We start from the raw sequence: 24,774 nt of genomic DNA, 5'->3' as shown, positions 1-24,774 counted from the left end.
CGCCGCGAGCGCGGGTACGGGATCGGGTACGGGTGCGCATCCCGCTCCGGTGACGGGGTACGCGACGCCGGTTCAGCCCGTACAGCCCGTACAGCCGGTACAACCGGTCCAGCCGGTCCGGCCCGAGGCTCCCGTCCGTCCGGCCCCGGCGGCCCCCGCCGCGCCCGCAGCCCCCGCCGTGTCCGGTGCTCCCGCCGTGTCCGGCGCTCCCGCCGTCCGCAAGGGTGTCGCGCCCCGCAAGCCCGCCCCCGGTGGCGAGGCCCCCTGGGACGAGCCGCGGCGGCGCACGCCGGGCGGGGCGTCGCGGGACGAGATCGGGTGGGTCAAGGCGCACGGCGGGGCCGGCGCCTCCTCGCTCGCCGAGTCGCTCGGCGGGGTCGACGTGGGGGCCCGCTGGCCGGAGCCGGCGCGGGGCGAACCGCGCCGGGTCATGCTGGTCGGCCGGACCAGTGCGCGCGGACTGCGCGCCGTGTCACGGGCGCTGGGCGCGCTGCAGGACGGAAAGGCACCGCAGGGGATCGACCTGCTGGGTGTCGTCCTGATCGCCGACGCGCCCGGACGGCTCCCGCTCAACCTGCTGCGCCGCATCCGGGTGGTCCGCTCGGTCACCCATGTGCACCGGGTGCCGTGGATCCCGGCCTGGCGCACGGGAGGGCAGCCCAAGTACCTGCCCCGGCAGCTCGCCGCGCTCGCCGACCTGGTGGGCACCGGAACCGACGGCGAAAGAACCGTGTCATGACCTCCTCCTCCCTGGCGGGCCTCGCCCTCCCCCTCGGTGAGCACCTGGCCGCCTACAACCCGACCCCCGACGCGGGCACCATCCTCGGCGTCCTCGCCTGGTGCGCCTCGGCCGCGGGAGTCGGCGGACTGCTCATCGTCGGCCTCCAGATGGCGATCCAGCTGCGCCGCGGCGAACCGGGCGAAGGGGGCGCGTACTTCCGCGGCTTCTTCTTCGTCACCCTCGCCTGTCTGATCGCCACGACGGCCGGCCCGCTCGTCGCGTTCCTCGGCGACCTGTCCCTCCACTGAGGGCCACGCACCTCCTCCCGCACCACCCACCCCATCCGCTCCCCGCGCCCACCGGTCACGCCGCGGCGCCGACCACTCGGAGATCCCATGTCCCTCCTCCTCGAAGCCACCCACGTGCTCGCCGCCGGCGTGCCCCAGCCGCAGAGCAACGCCCCCGGTGAACTGACCAGCAAGGTCAACACCGTGCTCGGCATAGCGGCCTGGGCCGGTACCGCGGCCGGCGTCGCCGGCGTGCTGATCACCGGCACGATGATGGCCATCTCGCTCAAGCGCGGTGAGAGCTCCGAGCACATGAGCCGCCTCGGCATGGTGCTCGGCGGCTGCGTCCTGGTCGCCACCGCGGGCCCGCTGGTCGGCTTCGTCTTCAACTGAGCCGGCGACGGGGACGGGGACGGTCGAGATGTTCACACGCAGGGAGTACCGGGAGCCGCGCCGCTACCGGCCGGAGCCCTCGGGGCCGTACTGGAAGCAGCGCGGCTGGCAGGTGTCGGCCGCGTTCCTCGGCGTCGTCGTGCTGCTGAGCGGGATCGTCGCGCTGACCACCGACCAGGACGCCGACGGCGGCCGCGGCAGCGCCCCGGCCTCCGATGGCCCGCTGTCCGGCACGGCGGCCCTGGAGGACGGCCGGCCGGCGGGCTGCCGTACGGACGACAGCGACGGCGACACCCTGCCCTCGGCCCCGCCCGACGACGTCGACTGGCGCACCCTCGACATCTCGCGCGTGCCCGTCTCGGCCTCGGCCGGGCCGACCCTCACCCAGGGACCCGTGTGGTGGTGCTTCGCGCACACACCGGCCGGGGCCGTGCTGGCCGCCCACATCATCCCCTCGCAGATGAGCGGGCCCGACTGGCGGACGATCGCGCGGGAGCAGGTCGTGTCCGGCCGGGGACGGGACCTGTTCGTCTTCAAGCGCTCCACGGTCCAGGACGACGACTCCGGTGCCGGGGCGAGCAGTTCGTCCGTCGCCTCCTACGCCGGGTTCTCGGTGCCCGCCTACTCCGCCGGGGCGGCGACCGTCGAACTGCTGCTCAAGACCAGTCAGGGCTACGCCACGACCAACGTCGCCCTGCGCTGGAGCGGCGGCGACTGGAAGGTGCTGCCCTCCGACAACGGTGCCCTGCACACGCCGGTGAAGGCGGTCCAGGGCACCAACGGCCATCTTCTGTGGGGGGTTTGACATGGCGTGCCCGACCGGAAATCCCATCGTCGACATCGCGGTCGGATTCTTCAGCTTCCTCGGCGACCCCATCGGGACCATCGTCGAGGGCGTCGCCAACGCCGTACTCGCGGGCGCCATCGCGGTGTTCGGGGCGCTGACCACCAGCATCCCGACCCTCTCGGGGACCACCACGGCCAAGGACATCAACAGTCAGACCCAGTGGATCGTGGTCTATCTGGCGGTCGGCTCCCTGCTGTTCGCGTCCGCCCGGATGGCCATCGAGCGGCGCGGTGCGGCCGGTACGACCGCGCTGAAGGGCATCATGCGGGTCGTCCTCGTCTCGGGCGCCGCCACCACCGTCGTCACGGCCGCCGCCGCCCTGTCGGACGACTACTCCACCTACCTGTTCAACGCGGGCGCGGAGAAGCAGCTGAGCGCGGTGGGCGCCTGCTCCGACGGCAACGGCATCGAGGCGTTCCTGCTGCTCGTCCTCGCCTTCCTGCTGCTGATCGCCGGCATCATCCACACGATCCTGCTGTACATCCGCCTCGGCGTGATGATCCTGCTGCTCGGCACCCTCCCGCTGGCCGCCGCGGCCTCCATGACGGACTGGGGCGGCGGCTGGTGGCGCAAGCACCTGGGCTGGATGATCGCCTGGCTGTTGTACAAGCCGGCGGCAGGGCTGGTGCTGTACGCCGGTTCGGCGATGATCTCGTCGGGTAAGGACGGCGGCAGCGACATCAACGAACGCATCGCCGGCATCGGCGTGATGCTGCTGTCCGCCGTCGCCCTGCCCGCGCTGCTGAAGCTGGTCGTGCCGGCCACCGCCGCACTCGGCGGGGCGTCCGCGATGTCCGGGGCGATGTCGTCGGTGGGCGGCGGCCTGGCGTCCGGCGCCCGTTCGCTCGGCGGCGGCAGCGTCGGCAGCGGCAGCGGGGGCTCCGGCGGGCGGAGCGGTCCGCGCGGCGCGTCGGGCGCGTCCGGTACGGGCGGCTCGGGCGGCGCGCAGGGCTCCGCGGGCTCCGCCGGTTCCGCCGGTGCGTCCGGCCTCGGCGGCTCGGGCCGCACGGGCGCGCCGGGAGCCGGCGCAGGCAGCGCCTCGGGCGCCGGGGGCGGGGCCGCCGCCGGCGCGGGCCGGGCCGCCGCGGCGGCCGGCGGACCGGTCGGCGTGGCCATCGGGGCGGCGGTGACCGCGGCGCAGGTCGTCGGCCGCACCGCGTCCGGGTCCCTGGAGGGCGCCGACGGCGACAAGGGTCACAACACCTGACCCCCCGCGACCGGCCGCCGGACTCCCGACCCCCCGGGAGTCCGGCGGCCTCCTCTCCCCGTCACGCGCCCGTCCCCGACACCCGACCACTCCACGAAGGGAAAACGGACCCTCATGTCCACGGAAGCCGTCACCCATCCGACCTACGGGAACTGGCGCCGCCCCAGGCGTCCGGGACTCGGTCCGCTCGGGCTCGTCGGCACCTTCGGTGTCTTCGGCGGGCTCGTCCTCACCCTGCTCGCGTCACTGATCTCGCTGTACGCGGCGATGGTGGTGTTCGTCCCCATCGCGGTGTTCCTGATCCCGCTCGCCATCCGCACCCAGGACGGCCGCAACGTCTACCAGCTGATCGCCCTGCGCGTCGGGTGGCGGAGGCGCAGGGCCAGGGGGGCGCACCTGTACGTGTCGGGTCCGCTGTCCGCCCGGCCCGGCGGCAGGTTCCGTCCGCCGGGACTGCTCAACAAGGTGACCGCCACCGAGGGCAGGGACGCCTACGACCGTCCCTTCGGCGTGCTGCACCACCCCAACCGCAACCTGTACACGATCGTCCTGGGCTGCGACCCGGACGGCGGTTCGCTCGTCGACCCCGACCAGGTCGACGTCTGGGTCGCGCTGTGGGGCGAGTGGCTGGCCCGGCTGGCCCACGAGCCGGGGCTGCGCGGCGCGTCCGTGATCGTGGAGACCGCCCCCGACCCCGGCACCCGACTCGCCCACGAGGTGCTCCCGCGCATCCAGCCGGACGCGCCGGCCGCCGCCCGTGCCGTGATGGAGGAGGTCGTGGAGCGCTACCCCACGGCGTCCTCGGAGATGCACACCTACGTCAGCCTCACCTACGGCGTTCCCGCGAACCAGCGGCGGAAGAAGGAGGACGTCATCACGGACCTCTCCATCCGCATCCCCGGTCTGCTCAGCGGCCTGGTCGCGGCCGGCGGAGGAGCGGCGTACCCGCTGTCGGCGGAGCGCATCGCGGAGGTGGTGCGGGTCGCCTACGACCCGGCGGTCGCCGCCGACGTCCTCGACGCCCGCGCCCGGCACGGCGGTACGGGCCTGGAGTGGGACGACGCCGGACCCGCCGCGGCCGTCGAGACGGTCGGCAGCTACCAGCACGACTCGGGGGTGTCCCGGACCTGGCTGATGACGCTGGCGCCGCGCGGCACCGTACGGTCCTCGGTGCTGCGCGGCATGCTGGAGGCGGCGCCCGGCACCCGCCGCAAGCGGGTCGCGCTGGTGTACCGGCCGATCGACCCGGCCACCTCGGCGCGGATCGTCGAGGCGGACCGGCGCAGCGCCCAGTTCATGGCGACGTCCGGCCGGGGCATGGTGCAGGCCCGCGCCGCCTCGGAGATGCGGGCGGCCGAGCAGACCGCGGCCGAGGAGGCGTCGGGCGCGGGGCTCGTGGAGTTCTCGCTGATGCTGACGGTCACCGTCGACACCATGGAGCAGCTGGCCGACGCCAGCGTCACCGTGCGGAACCTGACGGCCGCCTCGCGGGTGCTGATGCGGCCCGCGGACCGGATGCAGGCGGCCGCGTTCAGCTGCACGCTGCCCGCCGGGATCCTCCCGTGGGAGCAGACCCTGATCCCGCACGAGCTGCAGGAGGCGCTGTGAGCCGGCGCGAGGAGAAGAGGGCCGAGCAGGCCGACCGGCTGGCCGAGCTGCGGGCGCGCGAGGAACTGGGCGCGCTGCGCGCCGGAGCGGGTGCCGCCCGCCCGGGAAAGCCCGGCCGCAAGGAGCGCAAGGAGCGGGAGAAGGCCGGGCGGGCCGAGGAACACGGCGACGGCGGAGGCAAGGGGAAGGGCGGCAAGAAGAAGGCCGCTTCCCGCCCGCGTGAGCCGTATGTGCCGCCGCGCGGCTGGTACGGCGCCGGAGGCGGGCGGGTCGGGTACCTGGACCCGCCGACCATGTGGCGGGCCACCACCGTGCAGGCGTGCGGCATGTGGCCGTTCGCCGCGGGTTCCGGCTCGCCCATGACGGGCGTACCGCTGGGACAGCACCTGTTCACCGGCGCCACGGTCTGCGGCGACCCCCTGAACTGGTTCACCCGGGCCCGCTACATCTCCAACCCGTCGCTTTTCATGCTCGGTATGCCGGGTCTGGGCAAGTCCACGCTGGTCAACCGGATGCTGATCGGGCTGTCCGCCACCGGGGTAGTGCCGCTGGTCCTCGGCGACCTCAAGCCCGACTACGCCGACACGGTGCGCGCCCTCGGCGGCCAGGTGATCTCCATCGGCCGCGGCCGGGGCGGCATCAACGTCCTGGACCCGGGCGCGATGGGCGCGGCGGCGGCCCGGATCGGCGGCGAGGCGGGCGAGGTGCTGAAGGCCGAGACGCACGGCCGGGTGCTGAACATGGTGGCCGCGCTGATCACCATCGTGCGCGGCCGGCCGATGGACGACCACGAGCAGTCCGTGCTCTCCGCCGTCCTGCACCACCTGCGCGAACGCACCCCGCCCGGCCGCACGGTGCTGCTGCCGGACGTGCTGCGGGTGCTCACCGAGGGCCCCGACCGGGTGCGGGCGGTCACCCTCGACCGGGGCGACGACGCCCGCTACCGGGACGCCGTCGATCCGCTGCACCGCTCCCTGCTCGGCATCCTCGACGGCCCGCTCGGCGACACCTTCGCCTCCGAGACGTCCACCCGCATCGACCCCTCGGCCCCCGCGGTGTGCATCGACATCTCCGGCATCGGTGAGGCCGACACCCAGCTGACCGCCGCCGCGATGCTCGCCGCCTGGTCCGACGGGCTCGGCACGGTGGCCGCCTCGCACGCCCTCGCGGACGCCGGGCTGGAGCCCCGCCGCTGGTTCTTCACGGTGCTGGACGAGCTGTGGCGCCCGCTGCGCGCCGCCTCCGGCATCGTCGACCGCATCGACGCGCTGACCCGGCTCAACCGTTCCCTCGGTCTCGGCGACGCCAAGATCACCCACACGCTGAAGGACGCCGAGGCCCTCGGCACCGACTCCGACCGGGCCAAGGCCCGCGGGTTCGTCGAGCGGGCCGGGATGGTGGTGTGCGCGGGGCTGCCGAAGGCGGAGATGGAGGACCTCGGCAAGGTGGTGGGCCTGTCCCGGCGCGAGATCGAACTCGTGTCGTCCTGGTCGTCGCCGCCCGGCTGGGGCGCCGCCGGGGAGCACGAGGAGCCGCCCGGCCGGGGCCGCTTCCTCATCAAGGTCGGCGGGCGTCCCGGCATCCCGATCCAGGTCGCCATCACTGACGCCGAACGCCGGCTGCACAACACCAACACCCGGTGGACGCCGAACGAGGCGGCCGTCGAGCGTGCGGTGGAGCAGGAGCTCGCGCAGACCGCCGCACAGGTCGCACGGGCCGCGCAGGAAGGGGCGTACGCGACGCCGGGCGGCCCCGGCGGTCCCGGCGGTCCAGGCGGTCCGGGCGCGGCGGGGAGGTGGACCGCGTGAGGTCTCCGGGCACCGGTTCCGCGCACGAGCAGCTGCCCTGGGCGATCGTGGCGATCGCCGGCACCGGTCTGCTGATGTTCACCGTCGTCCGGGCCGGCGGGACCCTCGGGTCCGGGCTGACCGGCAACGGCTGGGACGGTCCGCCGTTCGCGCTGTCCACCGTGCAGCGGCTGGTCTCCGAAGGGCCCACCGGCCTGTGGCCGGGCGCCCCGGCCGCCGCGCTCTACGGGGGCATGCTCGGCCTGCTGGTGCTCGTCGCCGTGCCCCTCGCCCTGGTGGCGCGCATGCTGCTGGGCCGGGCCGGGCGGACCAAGGGCCTCGCGGGACGCCGGGAGCTGGCCGCCATGTGCCCCAAGGGCATCGAGGCGCGCGCCCGCGACCTGCGCCCCAGCCTGCAGGGCCGGGACCGGCTGCACCCGGACGAGACCGGCAACCTCCTCGGCGACCTCAGCCCGAACGGGCCGGAGCTGCGCAGCAGTTACGAGGACGTGGAGCTGGACCTGATGGCGCCGCGGGCCGGCAAGTCCACCGGCATCGCGGTGCCCCGGGTGCTGCGGGCGCAGGGCGCGGTCCTGCTCACCTCCAACAAGTCCGACGTGTACGCCGTCACCCGCGCCGAGCGCGAGCGGGCGGGCACGGTGTGGACGTTCGACCCGCAGGGCATCGCCCACACCCCGCGCGCCATGTGGTGGAACCTGCTCGGCGAGTGCCACACCATCGAGGGCGCCCGCCGCATGGCCGGCCACTTCGTCGCGTCCGTCAACGACGACACCGCGAAGAAGGACTTCTGGATCTCGGCCGCCCAGAACACCCTGACCGCCCTCTTCCTGGCCGCCGCCCGCAGCGGCACCCCCCTGCACCAGCTGCTCGGCTGGCTCGCCGACCCCGCCGACCGCACCCCGGTCGACCTGCTCAGGGACGCCGGACTGGTGGCGATGGCCGAGCAGTTGCAGGGCACGGTGCGCGGTGCGGTGGAGACCCGCGACGGCATCTACGAGACCGCCCGCCAGACCGTGTCCTGTCTGCTGGACCCGGAGATCCTGGCCTGGGTCTCGCCCGACCCGGCGCTGCCGGAGTTCCGTCCCGACCTGCACGTCCTCGGCGAGGACACGCTCTACCTGCTCTCCAAGGACGGCGGCGGCTCCGCGGCCGGCGTCATCGCGGGGCTCGCCGACGCGACCATGCGGGCCGGTGTGGTCGCCGCCGAGCGCATGGGCGGCCGGCTCGACCCGCCGCTGACGGCGGTCCTCGACGAGGCCGCCAACGTCTGCCGCATCTCCGATCTGCCGGACCTGTACTCGCACTTCGGTTCGCGCGGCATCAACGTCGTGACGCTGCTGCAGAGTTACCGCCAGGGCGCCCGGGTGTGGGGCGAGGTCGGCATGGACGCGCTGTGGAGCGCGGCGACCATCAAACTGCTCGGCGCGGGTCTGGACGACGCCGACTTCGTGCAGAAGATCTCCACGCTCGTCGGCCAGCACGACGTGCGCACGCCCACCATCTCCCGCGGCAGGGAGGGCACCTCGCGGTCGTACTCCTACCGTCAGGAGGCCGTCCTGCCGCCGGACCGCATCCGCGCCCTGCCCAAGGGCACGGCGCTGCTGCTCGCCACCGGCGTCAAGCCGGCGCTGATCCGGCTGCGTCCCTGGTACAAGGAGCCCGGCGCCGCCGCGATCTCGGCGGCGGCGAAGGCGGAGACGGCAGCCATCACGGAGCGCGCCGCACGCCGTCTGCTGCCGGGGACGGAGGCGGCGGGAGTGCCGGGACTGCCCGGCCCCCGGGGGGTTCCGGGGGTGCCGCTGTCGAAGCCGGTGCCGTGACCTCCCGCCCGGAGGGACCGGGGCGGCGGCGGCCCAGCGTGACGGTCCGCAGTACCAGTTCGGCCGGCCCGTACCGCACGCGCGTCGACAAGCGTGCGGCGAGCGCGAGTTGGGCGGCGTAGAGCAGGACGCACCCGGCGAGGACGGTGGCCGGGCCGGCCCGGTCGTACAGTCCGAGCCCGTAGCCGGTGAACACCCAGGCGAGGACCAGTGACTGGGTGAGGTAGTGGCTGAGCGCCATGCGCCCGGCGGCGGCCAGCGCCGCCGCCGGGAGGCGGTCCTCGCACCGCGGGAGCAGCAGGAGCAGGCCGCAGGCGTACGACGCCGTGAGCGCCGGGGCGGTCAGCACCGTCACCGCCTGTCCGACCAGGAACCAGCGGCTGTCCAGCGGCCCGCTCGCACAGCAGGCGGCGGCCACCCCGCCGGCCAGGCCGGGCGGCAGGCATCGCAGCGCGGTCCGGCGCAGCCACTCCCGGTCCCGGCCGCGCCGCTCCACCAGCCGGGACCGCGCGGCGGCGGAGCCCGCCAGGAAGGCGGCCAGCATGGCGGGGGCGTACAGCAGATCGGCGCCGACGGCGGTCGGCAGGTCGCGCAGATGGGCGCCGAGCACCGATCCGGCGTCGCCCCGGAGGGCGGCGGTCCGTTCGGCGGCTCGGGGCGCGTACCCGGCGGCGGTGACCGGTTCGGTGAGGGCGACGGTCAGCAGCCCGTAGCCGAGCAGCAGCGCCGAGAGCACCAGCAGCAGGGCGGCGGCCACCCGCATCGCGGCCCGCACGGAGAGCCCGCGCAGCCCGTACAGCACCAGGGCGAGGACGGCGTACGTCGTCAGGATGTCGCCCGGGTACAGGAGCACCGCGTGCCCGGCCCCGAGGACGAACAGGCCCGCCGTACGGCGCAGATGGCGGGGCGCGAACGCGGCGCCCGCGCGGCGCGCGGACCGTTCCTGGAGGACGAAGCTGTAGCCGAAGAGGAAGGAGAACAGGACGTAGAACTTGGCGGTGAAGAGCGCGGTCACCGTCCACGCGGCGACCCGGTCCGGGACGGACGCCCCGGGACCGCCGCCGAAGGCCGCGTACGGGTCCCCCATCAGCCGGGCGTTGACCACCAGGATGCCCAACAGGGCGAACCCGCGCAGCACGTCGAGTTCGCCGACCCTCCGGGAGCGGCCGGGCGGGTCCCCGTCCCGGCTCACCCCGCCACCACGACCCCGGTGCCGAACGCCACGGTGGCGGACAGGAACCAGCCGAAGGACGGCGCCAGCAGATGGCGGGAGGTCCACAGCCGGGCCCGGGTGGGGCGCTCCCGCTCGTACACGACCGGCACGCTGCCGCCGACCGGGGGCACTCCGTAGAGCGGCCCGCACGGTCCCGGATCGAGGACCAGGTCCCTGCCCAAGTGGTCGGAGAACACGACGAGCCCGCCGCGCCGCCGGTCGGACGCCGCACGTGCGGTCACGCGTCCCATCACCCGCCGGCCGCGCGCCCACAGGACCGCGGCCGACGCCACCGCCCGCACCGCGGCCAGCAGAAAACCGAGGCCGCACCCCGTGCACAGCGCGAGCAGCACCAACTGCGCGTTCATACCAACCCCTTCGCCCGGCGCCCTGCGCGCACAACGGGCGACGGGGCCGCCCCGGTTCACCCCGCCTTGAACCTCCGGACGGCGCCCGCCCGTTGTGTGTGCGGCCCATGGCGCACCGACCATGTCCGGCCACCCCGCCCCCACGGCGCCTACGAAGGGAGCCACGACACCATGCGACGCAGCCCCGGCGCTCACGGCCACCGGACGGCGGCCGCCGTCACACTGGCCCTCGCGCTGACGGCGGCGCTCCACCAGCCCGCGAGCGCCGAACCGGCGACCCTCCCGGAGGTGCGGGCCGAACTCGACCGGCTCTACCACGACGCCGAGGTCGCCACGGAGAAGTACAACGCGGCCGAGGTCAAGGTGACCCGGCAGAAGAAGCGCCTCGGCACGCTCCGGGCCCAGGTGGCCGCCACCGAGAAGAAGCTGAACCGCCTCACCGCGCTGGCCGGGGCGGCGGCCCGCTCCCAGTACCGCGGCGGCGGAGTCCCCGCCGAGGTGCAGTTCGTCCTCGGTGGGGACCCCGAACACGCCCTGGACAACGCCTCCCTGGCCCGCCAGGCGCACCTGGGCACGAACCGGGTGATCGAGGCCCTGACCGGGACCGAGGAGGAACTGCGCACCCGTGGCGAGGAGGCGGCCGAGGAGCTGAAGCGGCTGCGCCGCAACCGCAGCTCCCTCGACTCCCACCGCCGGACGGTCCAGGCGCGCATCGACACGGCGGAGCGGATCGAGTCACGGCTGGAGGAGAAGCAGCGCCGGGAGCTGGCCGCGCTGGAGCGGAGGAACGCCGAGGAGGCGCAGGCGGATTGGGTGGAGACCGGCGTCCTCGACACCGCCGGCACCGAGGGCAGCGGCGCGGGCCGCGAGGCCGTCGCCTTCGCCCGCCGTGAACTCGGCAAACCGTACGTCTGGGGCGCCGAGGGCCCCGACTCCTACGACTGCTCCGGACTGACCTCGCAGGCCTGGCTGAAGGCGGGCGTGGCCATCCCGCGCACCTCGCAGGAGCAGTGGCGCCTGCTGCACCGGGTCCCGGTCGCGGACATGCGTCCCGGCGACCTGATCATCTACAACGCCGACGCCAGCCATGTGTCCCTCTACATCGGCGACGGCCGGATGATCCACGCCCCGCGTCCGGGCCGCTACGTGACGGTGGCGCCGGCCGGGTCGATGGAGATCCTCGGGGTGGTGCGCCCGGACGCGTGAGGGGGCGGGGCCTTCACGGCCCCGCCCCGACCGCGCCGCGAAGGCCCGCGTCACATGCTCGGGCCGGAGCCGCCCCGCTGCGCCGGGGGCGTGTGGACGGTCCGGTGCGTGGCGGACGTGCGAGCGGTGCCCTGCGCGGGCGGCCGCCGGTCCTCCCGGGTGTCCCGGCCGCCCGGCGGGCCGAACTCCCCCACCGGCCGGCTGGTGAGCCGGGGCAGCGGCACGGCCGGGCCGTCGCCGGGCGCCGACGGCGCGGTGTGGAACGAGTCGATGGAGGAGACGGTCGTGGGTGTGCCGGGCGGCGGCGGCTGCAGCCGGGCCGGCAGGTCCTGGAGCGGGATGTTGGCCCGCTGCTGGTACAGCGGCAGCGTCGGCGTCTGGGCGTCGGCCACCGCCTTGGTCACCGTGGCCGCGCCGGCCGCCCAGTTCGCGGCGCCGCCGGCCACGGCGGTGGCGGTGCCCTGCGGACCCAGGGCGTTGTACAGGTTGAGCCCCGTGGACACCGCCCGGCCCCCGAGCGAGGTCACCCGCATCGGGTCGGCCCGGTCCTGCTGGTACAGCTGGTAGGCGTCGTAGGCGGTCAGCGCCACCTGGCTGCCCAGGCCCACCGTCTTGACGGCCGTCCGGGCGAGCCCCGCGGGCGCGAAGTTCGCCGCGCCCTGGATGAGGGAGGGGGCGACGTCGACCAGGGCCCTGCCGACGCCGTCCTTGTGGTCCTTGATCCACTTCGCCGCCCGCTGGTCCCAGCGCCGGGCCTGGTACTCGCTGCCCGAGGAGCTGACGGTGATCGAGTAGAACCGGTCGTGGGCCTGGTCGTACACGCCGGCCAGGGAGTCCCGGTGGGGCTCGGGCGCGTCGTCCGGGACGGCGGAGCTCGAATCGGTGACGTCCCCGTTGCGGTGGACCCTGACGGACCGGTAAGAGCCGGCGTTGGAAGCGGTACTGCTGGCTCCGGAATCGGATCCTGCCATGACACCTTCCTTTCCCTCGGATGCGGGCGCGGCTTGCCGGCGGGCGGGTACTGCCGCCCTCCCGCACGAACGCCGCGTTCACGACAACGGCGTGGGCGGGTCCGCCGGTTCATCCCGCGCGGTCCGGCTCCTCGAACCCGTTCGGCTCCTTGAACCCGTTCCGTCCGGTTTCCGTTGTTGTCCGGCAGCGAGCCGGGGCCGGCCATCAGGGGTCCGGCTCCGCACCGGACCACAAGGAGGTACGGCATGCCACCCAAGGACAAGAAGCGCAAGAACTCACCCACGGGGTCGTCGGGAAGCCGAGAGAGCGATTCCAGCGCATCCAGCTATGGACTGCGGGAGCTCTTCGAGACGCTGCCGCCGGCTCCCCCGTCGGAACGCGTCCTGCGGAACGCCCCGAACCTGGACCCGGAGTCCCTGCGGGAGATCCCACAGCGGACCGCCTGGTCCCCGGCCGGCAGCAACGAGTGGTTCTACCGGGTGGGCAACAAGGTCGCCTCGGGGATCAAGAGCAGCGCCTCCTCGACCGCCAAGTGGGTCGCGGAGAACGACACCCGGCTGATCGAGTCCCTCGGCGTCGGCGGCGGCGCCATCCTGCAGGGCGCCGGCATCGCGGGCCAGCCGGCGGCGGCGCCCTCCTCCACCAGCGGTCAGGCGGCCTACGGCGGCGGTGTCACCATCTCCGGGCTGGTGTCCGGCTACCGGGGCGGCAAGGAACTCTCCAAGCTCTGGTGGAACTACAAGCACCCCGGTGAGACGGCGAAGAAGGTCAACTACGCGCAGATGAGCCTGGACCTGGCCGCGGCCGGGTTCGCGGGCGTGTACGGCGGCTACAGCACCGGCGCGATATCGAGTGCGAGCACCGCCCAGATGGGCATGGCCGTGGGCGCCATCGGCTCCGGGCTGGCCGCCGGGGCGTCCCCCTGGCTCCAGAACCAGCAGCAGACCCCCGCGCCCCGGGCCCCGCTGCCGCCGGTCTCCTCCAGCGCGAGCTCGGCCGCGCCGCCCGCCGGATACCAGCTGGATACGCCGTACCACGCGAGCATGACGTCGCTGACCCAGCAGATGCAGGGCTACCAGCTCTCCGACCTCTCGCCGCACAGCACCCGGCACAGCTCGGTGTCCACCAGCAGCGACCCGTACGGCCAGCAGCCCGCCCCGGCGCCCTACCCCCGGCAGCCGTACACCTCCGGGTCGTACAACCCCACCCAGCAGCCGTACACGTCCGGGTCGTACAACCCCACCCAGCAGCCGTACACGTCCGGGTCGTACAACCCCACCCAGCAGTCGTACCAGCAGGGCAACTACTACCCGCAGAACCCGGTGTCCAGCTCGGCCTCCACCTACTCCTACTACCCGACGGACGGACAGAACAGCCAGCAGTCCGGCTACAACACCACCAGGCACAGGGGCGGCCACCAGCACCAGGGCAGCCAGCACCAGAGGCAGGGCGGCAGCGGCCCGTCCATGTAGGAACGATCCATGAGCGTCCGGCGGGGGCCGGTTCGGCCCCCGCCGGGCGGTCGCACCCAGGAGCAGCATGACGACCGACACCGCCGCCGGAAAGCCGGAGCGGACCTGGGAACGGGAGGCGAAGCGGGAGAACCCGCCGCCCCCCGCACCCGAAGGGCCCTCCCCGCCCAAGTTCATCCTCTATCTGGAGGGCCCCGAGTACGCGGACACCCTGCGCCGCCTCACCCTGTGGACGCACCACGTGCTGCTGCCGGTGTACGGCAGGGAGGTGACCTCCACCGCCCCGTGGTGCGGCCGCTGGTGGGAGCACCCGGAGGCGGTCGCCCAGCTGCACGGCCTGTGGCTGGCCTGGGGGGACATGACCGGGCCGGGCTCCGAGGCGATCGGGCCCGCCAACTGGCACCGCGACTACCTGGGGCCGGTGATGTCCGCCCTCCGGGATCCGCAGGGCCCCTTCGCCGGCTGCAAGCCCGGCGCCCACCGCGCGAAGGAGGCTCCCCCCGTCGACATCCTCGACCCGTTCGGACCGCCGCCGGGGGCACCGCCGCCCGCCGGGTGACCGGGCGAGGCGGCACCGGGCCGGGGGCATTTGAACCGCCCGCCCGTTCCGGCCCGTTGTCGCCTCGTGTCCGCACCTTCCGACCTGAGAGAGGGGCACCGTGGCGGATGACAACGCGGCCTCCCCGAACCGGAACCGGCTGGTCAAGGAACGTCCCGAAGTCGGTCTCGCCCGTGATCTCATCAAGGCCGAGTACCGGCTGAGGAACGAGCGCCGCGACACCGGACGGAACGCCGGGGACACGGCGGGCCTCTGGACCCGTCTCTCGGCCGAGTTGCGCCGGCTCTTCGACCGGCTCGCCGGCCGCGGGTCGGGCCCGCCCGGCCAGGATTACGCCGCCGCCCCCGCCGTCGACGCGGGCGGGCCCTGGCCTCCTGCCCCGGCCCAGACGCCCGCGCAGACCTTCGCGCAGACGCCCGCCCAGATGTCCGCCCGGGAGGCGCCCCGAGCGGCCTCCGGGCCGCCGGCCCACCCGGAACTGGCACGCCTCGGGCAGCGGATCGGCCGGCTCTCCACGTTGCAGCACGAGGCGTTCGAGGACGCGGTGCTCCACCTGGTCAGGACCGACGAGCGGTGGAAGAAGGCGTTCGAGCAGTCCCCCGGGAGCATGCCGACCGTCGCCCGGTACGCCGCCAACGCGCAGATGCGGGAGGCGCTGCGGGAGACGTCCCCGCCCGCGGCGCCGCGGGAGCGCGCGGCGGCGCGCGACGACGCCTCCCGGACCGCGCCGGTCCCCCGCACGCCCACCGCCACCGACAGCAGCACGCGGACGGAATCGAACGCGAGCACCCTCACCGCCGACGAGGCGCTGAACGCCGCCCGGGACCGGATCATGGCGGCCGACGCGGAACACTTCGCGGCGCTGCGTGCGCGCTGGGAGCGTCCGGCGTCACGGGAACAGCCGGACGCGCAGGCGGCCGAGGTGCGGGAGCGGAGCAGCTTCGAGCTGCCCCGCGCCGGCGAGATGACCGACGGCCAGGCCATCGAGGCGGCCCGGCGGATGCAGTGGGAACAGCGCGGCATCGGTGCCACCGCCTCCCCCAGCCCCACCGACGACCTCGGCGGCGAGGCCTTCAGGACCGCCACCGAGGTCCACCGGGAGCAGCTCGGCAACAACCCCACCGTCACCCCGCGCGCCACCGACACCTTCGACGGGCACGCCTTCCTCGCGGCCGAGCGGGCCGCCCAGTCCGAGCGTGCCTCGTACGCCGCCGGCTCGGTGGACGGCACCCCCACGAGCACCCGCAGCAGCACCCCCACGAGTCCCGGTCCGCCGGTGTCTCCCCTGCTGTCACCGGCCGCGCCCCTGCCGTCCCTGCTCAGCGGCGACGGACACGCGGCCGTGCGCAGCTCGCTCGACACGCTCGGGCCCTCACGCACCCCCACGACCCCGGGCGGCGCCGACTCGCCGACGAGGCCGCGCAGCCCGGCACCCGTCCACACACCCACCCCCACCCCCCAGAAGAGAGGACGGACATGACGTACGTCGCCCCCACGGGAGGCGCACCCCGTGCGTAGACCCCTCATGCGCAGGCGCACCTCGTTCCTGCTGGCGCTGCTCCTGGTGGTCGCCGGGGTCACCGGCACCGCGCTGCTGCTCCAGAGCCAGCGCCAGGACGGCGTGGAGATCGCGGGCACACCGGCCGCGGACGCCGGTTCCCCCGAGCACACCGTCACCTTCCGCAACACCACGGACCACCGGATCTGGATCGGCAGCACGGTCAACGCGGACGGATCGACCGGGCTCACCGGACTGCCGACGGTGGACCCGGGCCAGTCGGCCACCATCACGATCCCCGAGCGCTCCGGGGCCGGGCACTGGCGCGGCAAGTTCTTCGCCCGCGAGGGCTGCACCGGTGAGGAGGGCAGCACGTTCCACTGCGCCGTCGGCGACTGCGGGCCCTGGGCCGACCGGTGTGTGACGGGCGAACAGCCCACCGGTCTCGCCGAGTTCAACTTCGACCCCCGGGACAGCCTGGCCCCCTGGTACAACGTCAGCTATGTCAACGCGGTCGCGTCGCCGATCACCATCACGCCGGACGGCGTGACCCCGCCCGAGTCGGGCGAGTGCACCCCGGCGGGCTGCGCCACCGACCTGCTGGCCGCCTGCCCGGCGGAGAACCTGGTCAAGGACGAGGCCTCCGGCCGGTCGCTGGTGTGCGTCAACCCGAACCGGGACGCCAAGACCCCGTACAGCGACGCGCTGGCCGCGAAGTGCCCCACCGCCTACAGCTGGTCCAAGCACGACGCCGAGCAGGGCAACCAGGTCGTGTACCAGTGCAGGCAGTGCACCGGCATGACCGTCACCTTCCACGGCAACGGCGGTGACCCGGCTCCCCCGCCCGCCCCCGCGGTCACCGAGCAGCCCGGCGACGGCGGCGGCACACCGGCCGCCTCCCGCAAGGGCGTCGGCCTGAACCCGGTGGCCGGCGCGTCCGAGGCCCTGGCCGACTCCGGCTCGTCCTGGTACTTCAACTGGGCCTCCTCCGGCGCCGGTGTGAACCGGCCGGAGGGCGTCGAGTTCGTCCCGATGATCTGGGGCCCCGGCTCGGTCACCGACGCGGAACTCGGAAAGGCCGCCGAGGAGGGCAAGGCGCTCCTCGGCTTCAACGAACCGGACCATCCCGGCCAGGCCAACATGACGCCCGAGCAGGCACTCGACCTGTGGCCCCGGCTGGAGTCCACCGGTCTGCGCCTGGGCGCCCCCGCGGTCGCCTCCGGCGGGGACGTCGCGGACGGCTGGCTGGACCGCTTCATGAAGGGGGCGCAGCAGCGCGGTCTGCGCGTCGACTTCATCCCCGTGCACTGGTACGGAGCCGACTTCGGCCCCGACGCGGCCAACCAGCTGCGCGGCTATCTGCAGGCCGTGCACGAGCGGTACGACAAGCCGGTCTGGCTGACGGAGTACGGGCTGATCGACTTCTCCGGCGGCACCCCGCGCTACCCCAGCGAGCAGGAGCAGACCGCGTTCATCCGGTCCTCGACCGAGATGCTGAACGGCCTCGGCTTCGTCGAGCGCTACGCGTGGTTCGCGCTGTCCAGGGAGACGAGCCCCACGGGGCTCTACGACGGCGCGGTCGCCAACGCGAGCGGGCGCGTCTACCGCGAGGTGCGCTGAGGTATCGCCGTAGGAGGTGAGGACGGTTCCCCGCGGAGTTGAACCGTCCTCACCTCCCAGCCGTTGTCCGGGGTGAGCGCCGGGGGTGGCCCGGCGCGCTTCACCGGCGAGGGAGATCCATGTCAGGCGGTCCGTCTCGGCGCGGCCCCGCGGCCGCGTGCGCCCGCCGCTCCGGCGCGCAGACCGGCGAGCCGCTCACGGATCTTCTCCGCGTCCGGATGGCCGAACTCCGCGAAGATCGCCAGGGCCTGCCGCCAGCTCGTGCGGGCGGCCTCCGGCTCGTCGGCGTCCAGATGGGCGTCCCCGAGGTGGCCCAGGGTGTGGCCCTCGCCCCAGCGGTTGCCGATGTCCCGGTGCGTGGCGAGCGCCTGACGGTAGTGCTCGACGGACTCGGCGTAGTGGCCGAGCCGGCGGTGGATGGTGCCGAGGATGTCGAGCGTGACGCCCTCGACCCAGCGGTTGCCGCCCGCCCGCAGCACGACCAGCGCCCGCTCGAGGCAGCCCAGGGCCTCGTCGTAGCGGCCCATCCGCTGGTAGGCGTCGCCCAGGTTGGACAGGGCGATGCCCTCCCCCCAGACACTGCCCGCGACGCGGTCGAGGGCGAGCCCGCGACGGGTGTACTCGACGGACTTGTCGAGCCGGCCGGCGTGCAGGTAGGCGTCGCCCAGGTTGGAGATCACCGACGACCTGGCCTCACCGTCGCCGAGTTCCTCGTTCAGCTCCAGCGCCTCGTGCAGGAGCTCGATGGCCTCGTCGGGCCGGCCGGAGCTGCGCAGCGCGGCGGCCGTGTCGGACAGGCTCTGGGCCTCCCCCTCCCGGTCCCCGGCCGCGCGGGCGGCGGCCAGCCCGGTGCGGGAGGTGTCCAGCCAGTCGTGCGTGTGACTGCGCAGGTAGAAGAAGCCCCACAGGACGGCGGGCAGCCGCCACGCGATGCCGGTCTGCCCGGCCTGGTGGGCCTGGTGCACCGCGACGACCAGGTTGGAGCGCTCCGTCTCGCACCACTCCACCGCGCGTTCCTGCGTCGGGAACTCCAGCGGCGGGCACTCACCGTCCCACGGCTCCAGGCGGATGCGGCGGCGGTTGGGGGTGATGTGCGGGTAGGCCGCGTCGGCGGTGTGCAGGTACCAGGAGAGCAGCCGCCGCAGGGCCAGGTCCCGCTCCTCGGGCGTCTCCTCGGCGCGGACCCGTTCGGCGGCGTAGACGCGCAGCAGGTCGTGCAGGGTGAAGCGGCCCGGACGGTGCTCGGTGAGCAGATGGGCGCGGGTCAGCTCCGTCAGCAGAGCGCGGGCCGCACGCGGGGCGAGACCGGCGAGCGCGGCCGCCGCGGGCGCCGAGACGTCCGGCCCCGCGTGCAGGCCCAGCAGCCGGAACACGCGTGCCGCCGGGGCCGACAGCGCCTTGTAGGACCAGGAGAAGACGGCCCGTACGTCGGTGGTGATGTCGTCGCCGCCGGCGAAGGCGTCCAGACTGCCGTGGCTGTCGCTCACCTCGTCGGCGATGGCGCTGAGCGGGAAGTCGGGGTGGGCGCGGGCGTGGGCGGCGACGATGGCGAGCGCGAGCGGCAGCCGGCCGCACCGGCTGACGATCTCGTCCGCCGCCCGCGGTTCCGCGGCCAGCCGGTCGGTGCCCAGACGCAGGGCCAGCAGGTCGCGCGCCTCCGCGGAGGTCAGCTGGTCCAGGGTCAGCGGGTGCGCGCCCTCACCCGCGACCAGGCCGGTGAGCCGGTTGCGGCTGGTGACGATGACCAGGCAGCCCGGGGAGCCGGGCAGCAGCGGGCGGACCTGTTCGGTGTCGCGGGCGTTGTCGAGCAGCACCAGCACCCTGCGCCGCGCGAGCAGGCTGCGATACAGCGCCACCTGCGCGTCGAGACCGGCCGGGATGCGCATCGGGGGGACGCCGAGGGCGTCGAGGAAGGTGCGCACGGCGTCGTCGGGGGTCACCGCCGAGCCGGTCGGGTCGAAGCCGCGCAGATTGATGTAGAGCTGGCCGTCGGGGAACCGGTCCGCCACGCGATGCGCCCAGTGCACGGCGAGGGTTGACTTGCCGATGCCGCCCATGCCGCCGATCGCGCTGATCACCACGGTCGACGGAGGACTGCCGTCCGCGGGTAACAGGGCGTTGGTGCGGTCGAGTTCCTCGTGCCGTCCGGCGAAGGTGGGCAGATCGGCGGGGAGTTGCGCGGGGCGCGCCGCCTCGAAGCGGGCGGCGTGCGGGGCCGAGGAGGCGGAGCGGTCCGGTTCGTACGGTTCCGGCTCCTCGGCCGCCGTACGGGCGTCCGCGGGGGCGGTGACGGACGGCTCGGGCGGGGCGGGCGGTGCGGGGGCAGGGGCCGGGTGCGGGAGCAGGGACGGGTCGGCGGCCAGGATGCGGTCCCGCAACTCCTGCAGCGGGGCGCCGGGTTCGACGCCCAGCTCCCTCACCAGGGCGCCGCGGGTCCCGCGGTACGCGGCCAGCGCCTCGGCCTGCCGCCCGGACCGGTACAGGGCGAGCATGAGCAGCCGGCTCAGTTCCTCCCGCAGCGGGTGGGTGCCGGTGAGCGGGATCAGCTCGGCGATCACCTCGTGGTGGCGTCCGCGCTCGATGTCGGCGTCCAGCCGCGCCTCCAGGGCGGTCAGCCACTCCTCGTCCAGCCAGGCGGACACGGTCTCGCCCAGCGGGCCGGGCAGTCCGGCCAGCGCGGCTCCCCGCCATCCGTCGAGTGCGGTGTGCAGCAGTTCCGCGGCGCCCGACACGTCGCCCGCGGCGCGCGCCCGCTTCGCCTCCGTGACCCGCCGCTGGAACACGGCGAGGTCCAGGGCGTCGTCCGGGATCCGCAGCGCGTATCCGTCGCCGACGGAGACGATCACCCTCGGCTGCCCCACCGGGCCGCGGTCGGGCTCCAGCACCTTGCGCAGCCGCGACACATAGGTCCGCAGGACGGACACGGCGGCCGTGGGGGGCTGCTCCCCCCAGACGGCGTCGAGGAGTTCACCGAGCGGCAGGGGCCGACCGCGCCGCAGCAGCAGCGCCGCCAGTACCACCTTCTGCTGCGGGGAGCCGAGGTCCAGTTCCTGTTTCCCGCGCCATGCCCGGACCGGTCCCAGCACGGCGAAACGAAGGGAATTCACGTAGTGGTCCACCCTCGGACTCTAGTGCGACAGCGCTCCGTCTCCGTCGGCAGGACGGAACGTGCCATTCCGTCCGTGTCATCGCCGAATCCGCCGTTCTGCCGCTTGTCGCGGGGGAGTTGAACCTTTTCCGGCCGGCGCCCGTTGCGGTACGCGGGCAACGCCGACACGGCGCCGGCCGGGTCCTGCGGCCGGGGACGCCAGAGAGGAACGCGTATGAGCCGGGGCGAGGGAGAAGCGGCGGACGGGCCGGTCACCGGAGGCGAACACGCCGTGCTCCCGCACTTCACGGTGGTCATCTCCGGTGACGGCTCCGCCGCCGTCGACGGTGAACCGGTGCCGGTGGCCGAGGGGGAGGCGGTCGACGCCGCGATCCTCGACCTCCTGCACGGACACGCGCGGGACCGGGACACCACGGTCACGGCGGCGATCTCCGATCCCGCCGCGGGCTACGTGGCGTTCGTCGAGGTCGCCCCGGACGGCTCGAGCGCGCTGCGGGAACAGGGTCCGCCGGCGCCCCCGTCCCCCATGCCGACGCCGACGCCGGCCCCCGCCACCGACGCCGGCATCGACGAGGCGACGTACACCCTCCCCGAACCCGAGGGCCCACCCCCACCACGCCCTGGCGACACGGGGGTTATCCCCGTGGCCGGGCCGGGACGGGCGCCCGGGGCCGTGCCGAGTGCCGGGACGGAAGCAGGTTCTGAAGCGGTTCCGGGTACACCGGAGTTCGGCGCTGGGCCCGGAGCAGATCTGGAAGCGGCCCCAGGAGCGGGAGCGGGACCGGAATCCGGTGCCGGCGCGGGCATGGGAGCGGGGCTCGGCAAGAGCCGCGGAACAGAGCCCGAAGCGGGCCTGGAAGCAGGCCCCGGTACGGGACCGGAGTCCGGTGCCGAGACGGGTGCGGGCCTGGGAGCGAGCCCCGGAGCAGATCCGGAAGCAGGCCTGGGAACCGGTCCCGGTACGTGGCCGGAGTCCGGAGCAGAGCTGGGAGCGGGACCGGAGTTCGGCACGGGGGCGGGTCCGGGTGCGGGACCGGAGTTCGGTGCCGGGCCGGGGGCAGGTCCGGGTGCCGGACCGGAGTCCGAAGCCGGGCTGGGTGCTGAGCCGAGTGCCGGAACGGGAACGGGCCGGGGAGCGGGGTCAGGAGCGAGCCTGCGAGCCGGGGCGGGATCCGCAGCCGGGGCAGGGTCCGCAGCCGGGGCGGGATCCGCAGCCGGGGCGGGATTCGCAGCCGGGGCGGGTTCGGGGTCGGGGGATGAGCCGGAAGTGGGGCTGGGGGCGGATTCGGGGCCCTGGTCCGGAGGGCGGGCGGGGGACGGGGGCCGGAGCGGGCCGCTGCCCAGGCCCGTCCGCAGGGCCGGCTCCCGGCAGTCGGACGACGAGTTCGAGGGCCCCGGGCTGCTCAGCCGGCCCCTGGTCGTCGGACCCGTGGCACTCGGTGTGGCCGCCCTGGTCATCATCCCGCTGGTGGTGCTCGGCAGCGGCGGCTCGGACGACGGCGGCAACCAGGAACAGGCCGCCGCCGGCAGCTCCGCCTCCGCCGAGGCGTCGCCGAGCCTCACGGCGCCCCCGCGGCCGATCTCGCCGCCCCCTCCGGTCACCACCTCGCCGTCGGCCGAGGACGACGCGAAGGACAAGGACAAGGGCAAGGAAAAGGGCAAGCCGAAGCCCAAGGACACCACGGGCACGCAGAGCGGCGGGGGCGTCACCGTCACCGTGACCGCCACGGCCCCCGGGAACACCACCACCGTCACGGCGAAGCCCCCGCAGGACACCGCCGCCACCGCCGTGAAGCGGCTCGCCGCGAGCGACCCCTCCGGACGGCACATCTGCTACCGCGCGTACGTCTCCGGGCGGGGCTGGCAGAAGCCGGTGTGCGACGGCACGATGGCCGGCACCACGGGCCAGAACCGGCCGATCAAGGCCCTGAACATCGCGGTGCACGGCGTCGACGGCTCGGCAGGCAACGCCTTCCGGCACTCCGCGAAGCCGGTCGACGGCCGCGGTGAGTGGCAGCCGTCGTGGACGGCCGTCACCGGCAACGGCAAGAACTACACCATCGGCAGCCCGAAGAAGGACGCCCCGAACATGCTGGGCTTCGCCCTGAACGTGGGCAGCGGCGAGATCTGCAACACCATCCGGCTGCGCCAGCGCGACTGGGGCGGGCGGGTGTGCAGCAAGCCCCGCCCCGACTTCGTCTTCGGGGGCACCCTCGAGAACGACGTCTGGCTGGAAGCCGTCAAGCTCACGGTGTGACCCGCACGGCGGCCCCTCACCCCACCGTCAGTACGACCTTGCCGCGGGCGTGTCCCTCTTCCACCAGGCGCATGCCCGCGGCCGCCTCCGCCAGCGGCAACGTCCTGCCGACCACCGGGGTGAGGCGGCCGGCCTCGACGAGCGCGACGACGTCCCGCAGGTCCTCCCGGACCGGTCCGGACGGGACCGCCGGGAGGATCACCCGGAGCCGCTGCCGGGCGAGGGCGCCGGCGGCGAGCAGCTTCAGCGTGGCGCCCATCGCGCCGAACACCCGGCCGGGCGAACCGCCGGCGTTGGCCACCAGCGTGCCCGTCGGGGTGAGCGTCCGGCGCAGCCGCCCCGTCGGGTGGTTGCCCACGTTGTCCAGGACGACGTCGTAGCGTGCGCCGGCGGCGGTGAAGTCCTCGCGGGTGTAGTCGACGACGTGCGCGGCGCCCAGGGAGCGCACCAGCCCGGCGTTGCCGTCGCCGCACACCGCGGTGACCTCGGCGCCGAGGGAGACGGCGATCTGCACGGCGCACGTGCCCACCCCGCCGCCGGCCCCGTTGACCAGCACCCGCTGTCCCTCCCCCACCCGGCCCACGGTCCGGATGCCGCGCAGGGCCGTCACCGCCCCCATCGGGAGGGCCGCGGCCTGCTCGAAGGTCAGCGCCGCGGGTTTGCGGACCAGCATGCCTTCGGTGGTGCACGCGTACTCGGCGAAGGCTCCCGTGCAGAAGCCCAGGACCTCGTCGCCGGGCCGGAGTCCGCGCACGTCCGGGCCGACCGCCTCGACCCGTCCGGCGGCGTCGATCCCGGCCACCCGCGCCTTCGGCCGGGTCAGCCCGACCCCCGGCGTCAGCCGGGCCGCGTACGGGTCGCCGCGCATCATGTGCCAGTCGTAGGGGTTGAGCGCGGCGGCGTGCACCCGCACCCGTACCTGGCCGGCCCCCGGCTCGGGGCGGTCGACGTCTGCCAGTCGCAAGATGTCCGGTGGCCCGAAGCGCTCCTGCACGATCGCCTTCATCCGTATCCCCCCTCAAGGGTGTACGGCGTACACCCCATCATGGGTGTACGCCGTACACCTGGCAAGGGCCCGGAAGGGGCGGGGTGGGGGCGGGGCGGGGTCAGGGCAGCAGCCGGGCCAGACCGTCCAGGGTCAGGTCGAGGGCGAACTCGAATTCGTACTGGTCGTCGCATCCTGAGCCGACGACGGACCCGGCGTCATGGGCGACCGCGCTCGCCAGCTCGGCGATGTGCGGGTAGCGCGCGGCCATCTCCTCCGGCGGCGGCGCGTCCGGGTCCGGCTCGCGGCCGGGGGCGTCGTCGAACAGCTCCTGGGAGAAGCCCAGCAGCCGGCTGCCCATGACGTGCATCGCGTGATGGACCAGGCCGACGGAGAATCCCCCGGCCCGGAAGATCCCGATCATCGAGTCCAGGTACGCCAGCACCGCGGGGGTCGGCGCGGCCCGCGCCTTCATCCGCGCCTCGATGATCCCGGACGCCCACGGGTGACGCAGCAGCATGCGGCGGGCGGACAGCACCCGCAGCCGGACGGCGGTCTTCCAGTCGGTGTCCGCGACCGGCGGGTCGATCTCGCCGACGAGGACGTCGATCATGCCGTCCAGCAGCTCGTTCTTGTGGGCCACGTGCTTGTACAGCGCCATCGGCACGACACCGAGCTCCTGCGCCAGCTTCCGCATGCTGAGCGCGTCGACCCCGCCCTCGTCGGCCAGGGCGACGGCGGCGGACAGCACCCGCTGCCTGCTCAGGGGGGTGCGGGTCCGGTGGACGGCGTCGGCCTGCCTGCTGATCTCCGCCATCCCCTCT

20 protein-coding genes are annotated in these 24,774 nt (G+C 74.5%); 14 read left to right on the top strand and 6 right to left on the bottom strand.

The features are described 5' to 3' along the window. Nucleotides 1–196: 196 nt before the first annotated feature. The 8 genes from CNQ36_RS19025 (at nucleotide 197) to CNQ36_RS18990 (ending at nucleotide 8,691) form a co-directional block, all read left to right on the top strand. Nucleotides 197–739, top strand: a complete 543-nt coding sequence (locus CNQ36_RS19025; protein WP_228313011.1) for a DUF6668 family protein — start codon at nucleotides 197–199, stop codon at nucleotides 737–739. Further along, nucleotides 736–1,029 (top strand): hypothetical protein, encoded by a 294-nt coding sequence (locus tag CNQ36_RS19020; protein ID WP_121546878.1) that lies wholly within the window; start codon nucleotides 736–738, stop codon nucleotides 1,027–1,029. Before CNQ36_RS19025 ends, CNQ36_RS19020 begins: the two co-directional genes overlap by 4 nt. Before the next feature lie 87 nt (nucleotides 1,030–1,116). After that, entirely contained in the window at nucleotides 1,117–1,401 is a 285-nt protein-coding gene (locus tag CNQ36_RS19015) for a hypothetical protein (protein ID WP_121546877.1), read from the top strand. 28 nt (nucleotides 1,402–1,429) lie between these two features. Then, nucleotides 1,430–2,206 (top strand): DUF8175 domain-containg protein, encoded by a 777-nt coding sequence (locus tag CNQ36_RS19010; protein ID WP_121546876.1) that lies wholly within the window; start codon nucleotides 1,430–1,432, stop codon nucleotides 2,204–2,206. 1 nt (nucleotide 2,207) lies between these two features. Further along, nucleotides 2,208–3,455 (top strand): hypothetical protein, encoded by a 1,248-nt coding sequence (locus CNQ36_RS19005; RefSeq protein WP_121546875.1) that lies wholly within the window; start codon nucleotides 2,208–2,210, stop codon nucleotides 3,453–3,455. Nucleotides 3,456–3,569: 114 nt separating this feature from the next. Then, nucleotides 3,570–5,063: an SCO6880 family protein gene (locus CNQ36_RS19000; RefSeq protein ID WP_004928506.1), complete on the top strand. Its 1,494-nt coding sequence runs from the start codon at nucleotides 3,570–3,572 to the stop codon at nucleotides 5,061–5,063. Nucleotides 5,064–5,356: 293 nt separating this feature from the next. Further along, entirely contained in the window at nucleotides 5,357–6,871 is a 1,515-nt protein-coding gene (locus CNQ36_RS18995) for an ATP/GTP-binding protein (protein WP_404763700.1), read from the top strand. Between the two features lie 74 nt (nucleotides 6,872–6,945). Continuing rightward, on the top strand, nucleotides 6,946–8,691 hold the full coding sequence (locus CNQ36_RS18990) for a type IV secretory system conjugative DNA transfer family protein (protein WP_121548516.1): 1,746 nt from the start codon (nucleotides 6,946–6,948) through the stop codon (nucleotides 8,689–8,691). On the opposite strand, the gene CNQ36_RS18985 is transcribed toward CNQ36_RS18990, so the two are convergent. After that, entirely contained in the window at nucleotides 8,579–9,883 is a 1,305-nt protein-coding gene (locus CNQ36_RS18985) for a DUF418 domain-containing protein (RefSeq protein ID WP_228313009.1), read from the bottom strand. The two genes, CNQ36_RS18990 and CNQ36_RS18985, sit on opposite strands and share 113 nt — an antisense overlap. Further along, on the bottom strand, nucleotides 9,880–10,272 hold the full coding sequence (locus CNQ36_RS18980) for a hypothetical protein (RefSeq protein ID WP_040906580.1): 393 nt from the start codon (nucleotides 10,270–10,272) through the stop codon (nucleotides 9,880–9,882). Before CNQ36_RS18980 ends, CNQ36_RS18985 begins: the two co-directional genes overlap by 4 nt. A gap of 171 nt (nucleotides 10,273–10,443) precedes the next feature. Between CNQ36_RS18980 and CNQ36_RS18975 the strand changes: the two genes are divergently transcribed. Next, nucleotides 10,444–11,478 (top strand): C40 family peptidase, encoded by a 1,035-nt coding sequence (locus CNQ36_RS18975; protein ID WP_121546874.1) that lies wholly within the window; start codon nucleotides 10,444–10,446, stop codon nucleotides 11,476–11,478. A gap of 50 nt (nucleotides 11,479–11,528) precedes the next feature. On the opposite strand, the gene CNQ36_RS18970 is transcribed toward CNQ36_RS18975, so the two are convergent. Next, entirely contained in the window at nucleotides 11,529–12,449 is a 921-nt protein-coding gene (locus CNQ36_RS18970; RefSeq protein WP_121546873.1) for a hypothetical protein, read from the bottom strand. Nucleotides 12,450–12,695: 246 nt separating this feature from the next. Between CNQ36_RS18970 and CNQ36_RS18965 the strand changes: the two genes are divergently transcribed. The 4 genes from CNQ36_RS18965 to CNQ36_RS18950 all read left to right on the top strand — a co-directional run bounded on the left by CNQ36_RS18965 (nucleotide 12,696) and on the right by CNQ36_RS18950 (nucleotide 17,599). Continuing rightward, nucleotides 12,696–13,922, top strand: coding sequence for a TrbL/VirB6 family protein (locus CNQ36_RS18965; RefSeq protein ID WP_121546872.1), 1,227 nt, complete (start codon nucleotides 12,696–12,698; stop codon nucleotides 13,920–13,922). 67 nt (nucleotides 13,923–13,989) lie between these two features. Continuing rightward, complete coding sequence (locus CNQ36_RS18960; RefSeq protein ID WP_228313008.1) at nucleotides 13,990–14,481, top strand: DUF4913 domain-containing protein; 492 nt, start codon at nucleotides 13,990–13,992, stop codon at nucleotides 14,479–14,481. A 100-nt stretch (nucleotides 14,482–14,581) separates the two neighbouring features. Continuing rightward, on the top strand, nucleotides 14,582–15,961 hold the full coding sequence (locus tag CNQ36_RS18955; protein ID WP_121546871.1) for a hypothetical protein: 1,380 nt from the start codon (nucleotides 14,582–14,584) through the stop codon (nucleotides 15,959–15,961). Nucleotides 15,962–15,991: 30 nt separating this feature from the next. Then, nucleotides 15,992–17,599, top strand: a complete 1,608-nt coding sequence (locus tag CNQ36_RS18950; protein ID WP_228313007.1) for a glycosyl hydrolase — start codon at nucleotides 15,992–15,994, stop codon at nucleotides 17,597–17,599. A 122-nt stretch (nucleotides 17,600–17,721) separates the two neighbouring features. Here CNQ36_RS18950 and CNQ36_RS18945 read toward each other — a convergent pair whose 3' ends face one another. Further along, nucleotides 17,722–20,706: an AfsR/SARP family transcriptional regulator gene (locus CNQ36_RS18945; protein ID WP_228313006.1), complete on the bottom strand. Its 2,985-nt coding sequence runs from the start codon at nucleotides 20,704–20,706 to the stop codon at nucleotides 17,722–17,724. Between the two features lie 1,269 nt (nucleotides 20,707–21,975). On the opposite strand from CNQ36_RS18945, the gene CNQ36_RS18940 reads away from it, so the two are divergent. Beyond that, the gene (locus CNQ36_RS18940; RefSeq protein ID WP_206278470.1) at nucleotides 21,976–22,965 is read left to right on the top strand and encodes a hypothetical protein; all 990 of its coding nucleotides are present in this window, start codon (nucleotides 21,976–21,978) and stop codon (nucleotides 22,963–22,965) included. A 16-nt stretch (nucleotides 22,966–22,981) separates the two neighbouring features. On the opposite strand, the gene CNQ36_RS18935 is transcribed toward CNQ36_RS18940, so the two are convergent. Next, entirely contained in the window at nucleotides 22,982–23,971 is a 990-nt protein-coding gene (locus CNQ36_RS18935) for an NAD(P)-dependent alcohol dehydrogenase (protein ID WP_121546869.1), read from the bottom strand. 100 nt (nucleotides 23,972–24,071) lie between these two features. Further along, the gene (locus CNQ36_RS18930) at nucleotides 24,072–24,767 is read right to left on the bottom strand and encodes a TetR/AcrR family transcriptional regulator (protein ID WP_004928536.1); all 696 of its coding nucleotides are present in this window, start codon (nucleotides 24,765–24,767) and stop codon (nucleotides 24,072–24,074) included. Between the last annotated feature and the right edge of the window lie 7 nt (nucleotides 24,768–24,774).

Origin of the sequence: Streptomyces fungicidicus (genome assembly GCF_003665435.1) — a bacterium.
Classification (GTDB): domain Bacteria; phylum Actinomycetota; class Actinomycetes; order Streptomycetales; family Streptomycetaceae; genus Streptomyces; species Streptomyces fungicidicus.
This window is presented reverse-complemented; position numbering and strand designations above follow the sequence as displayed.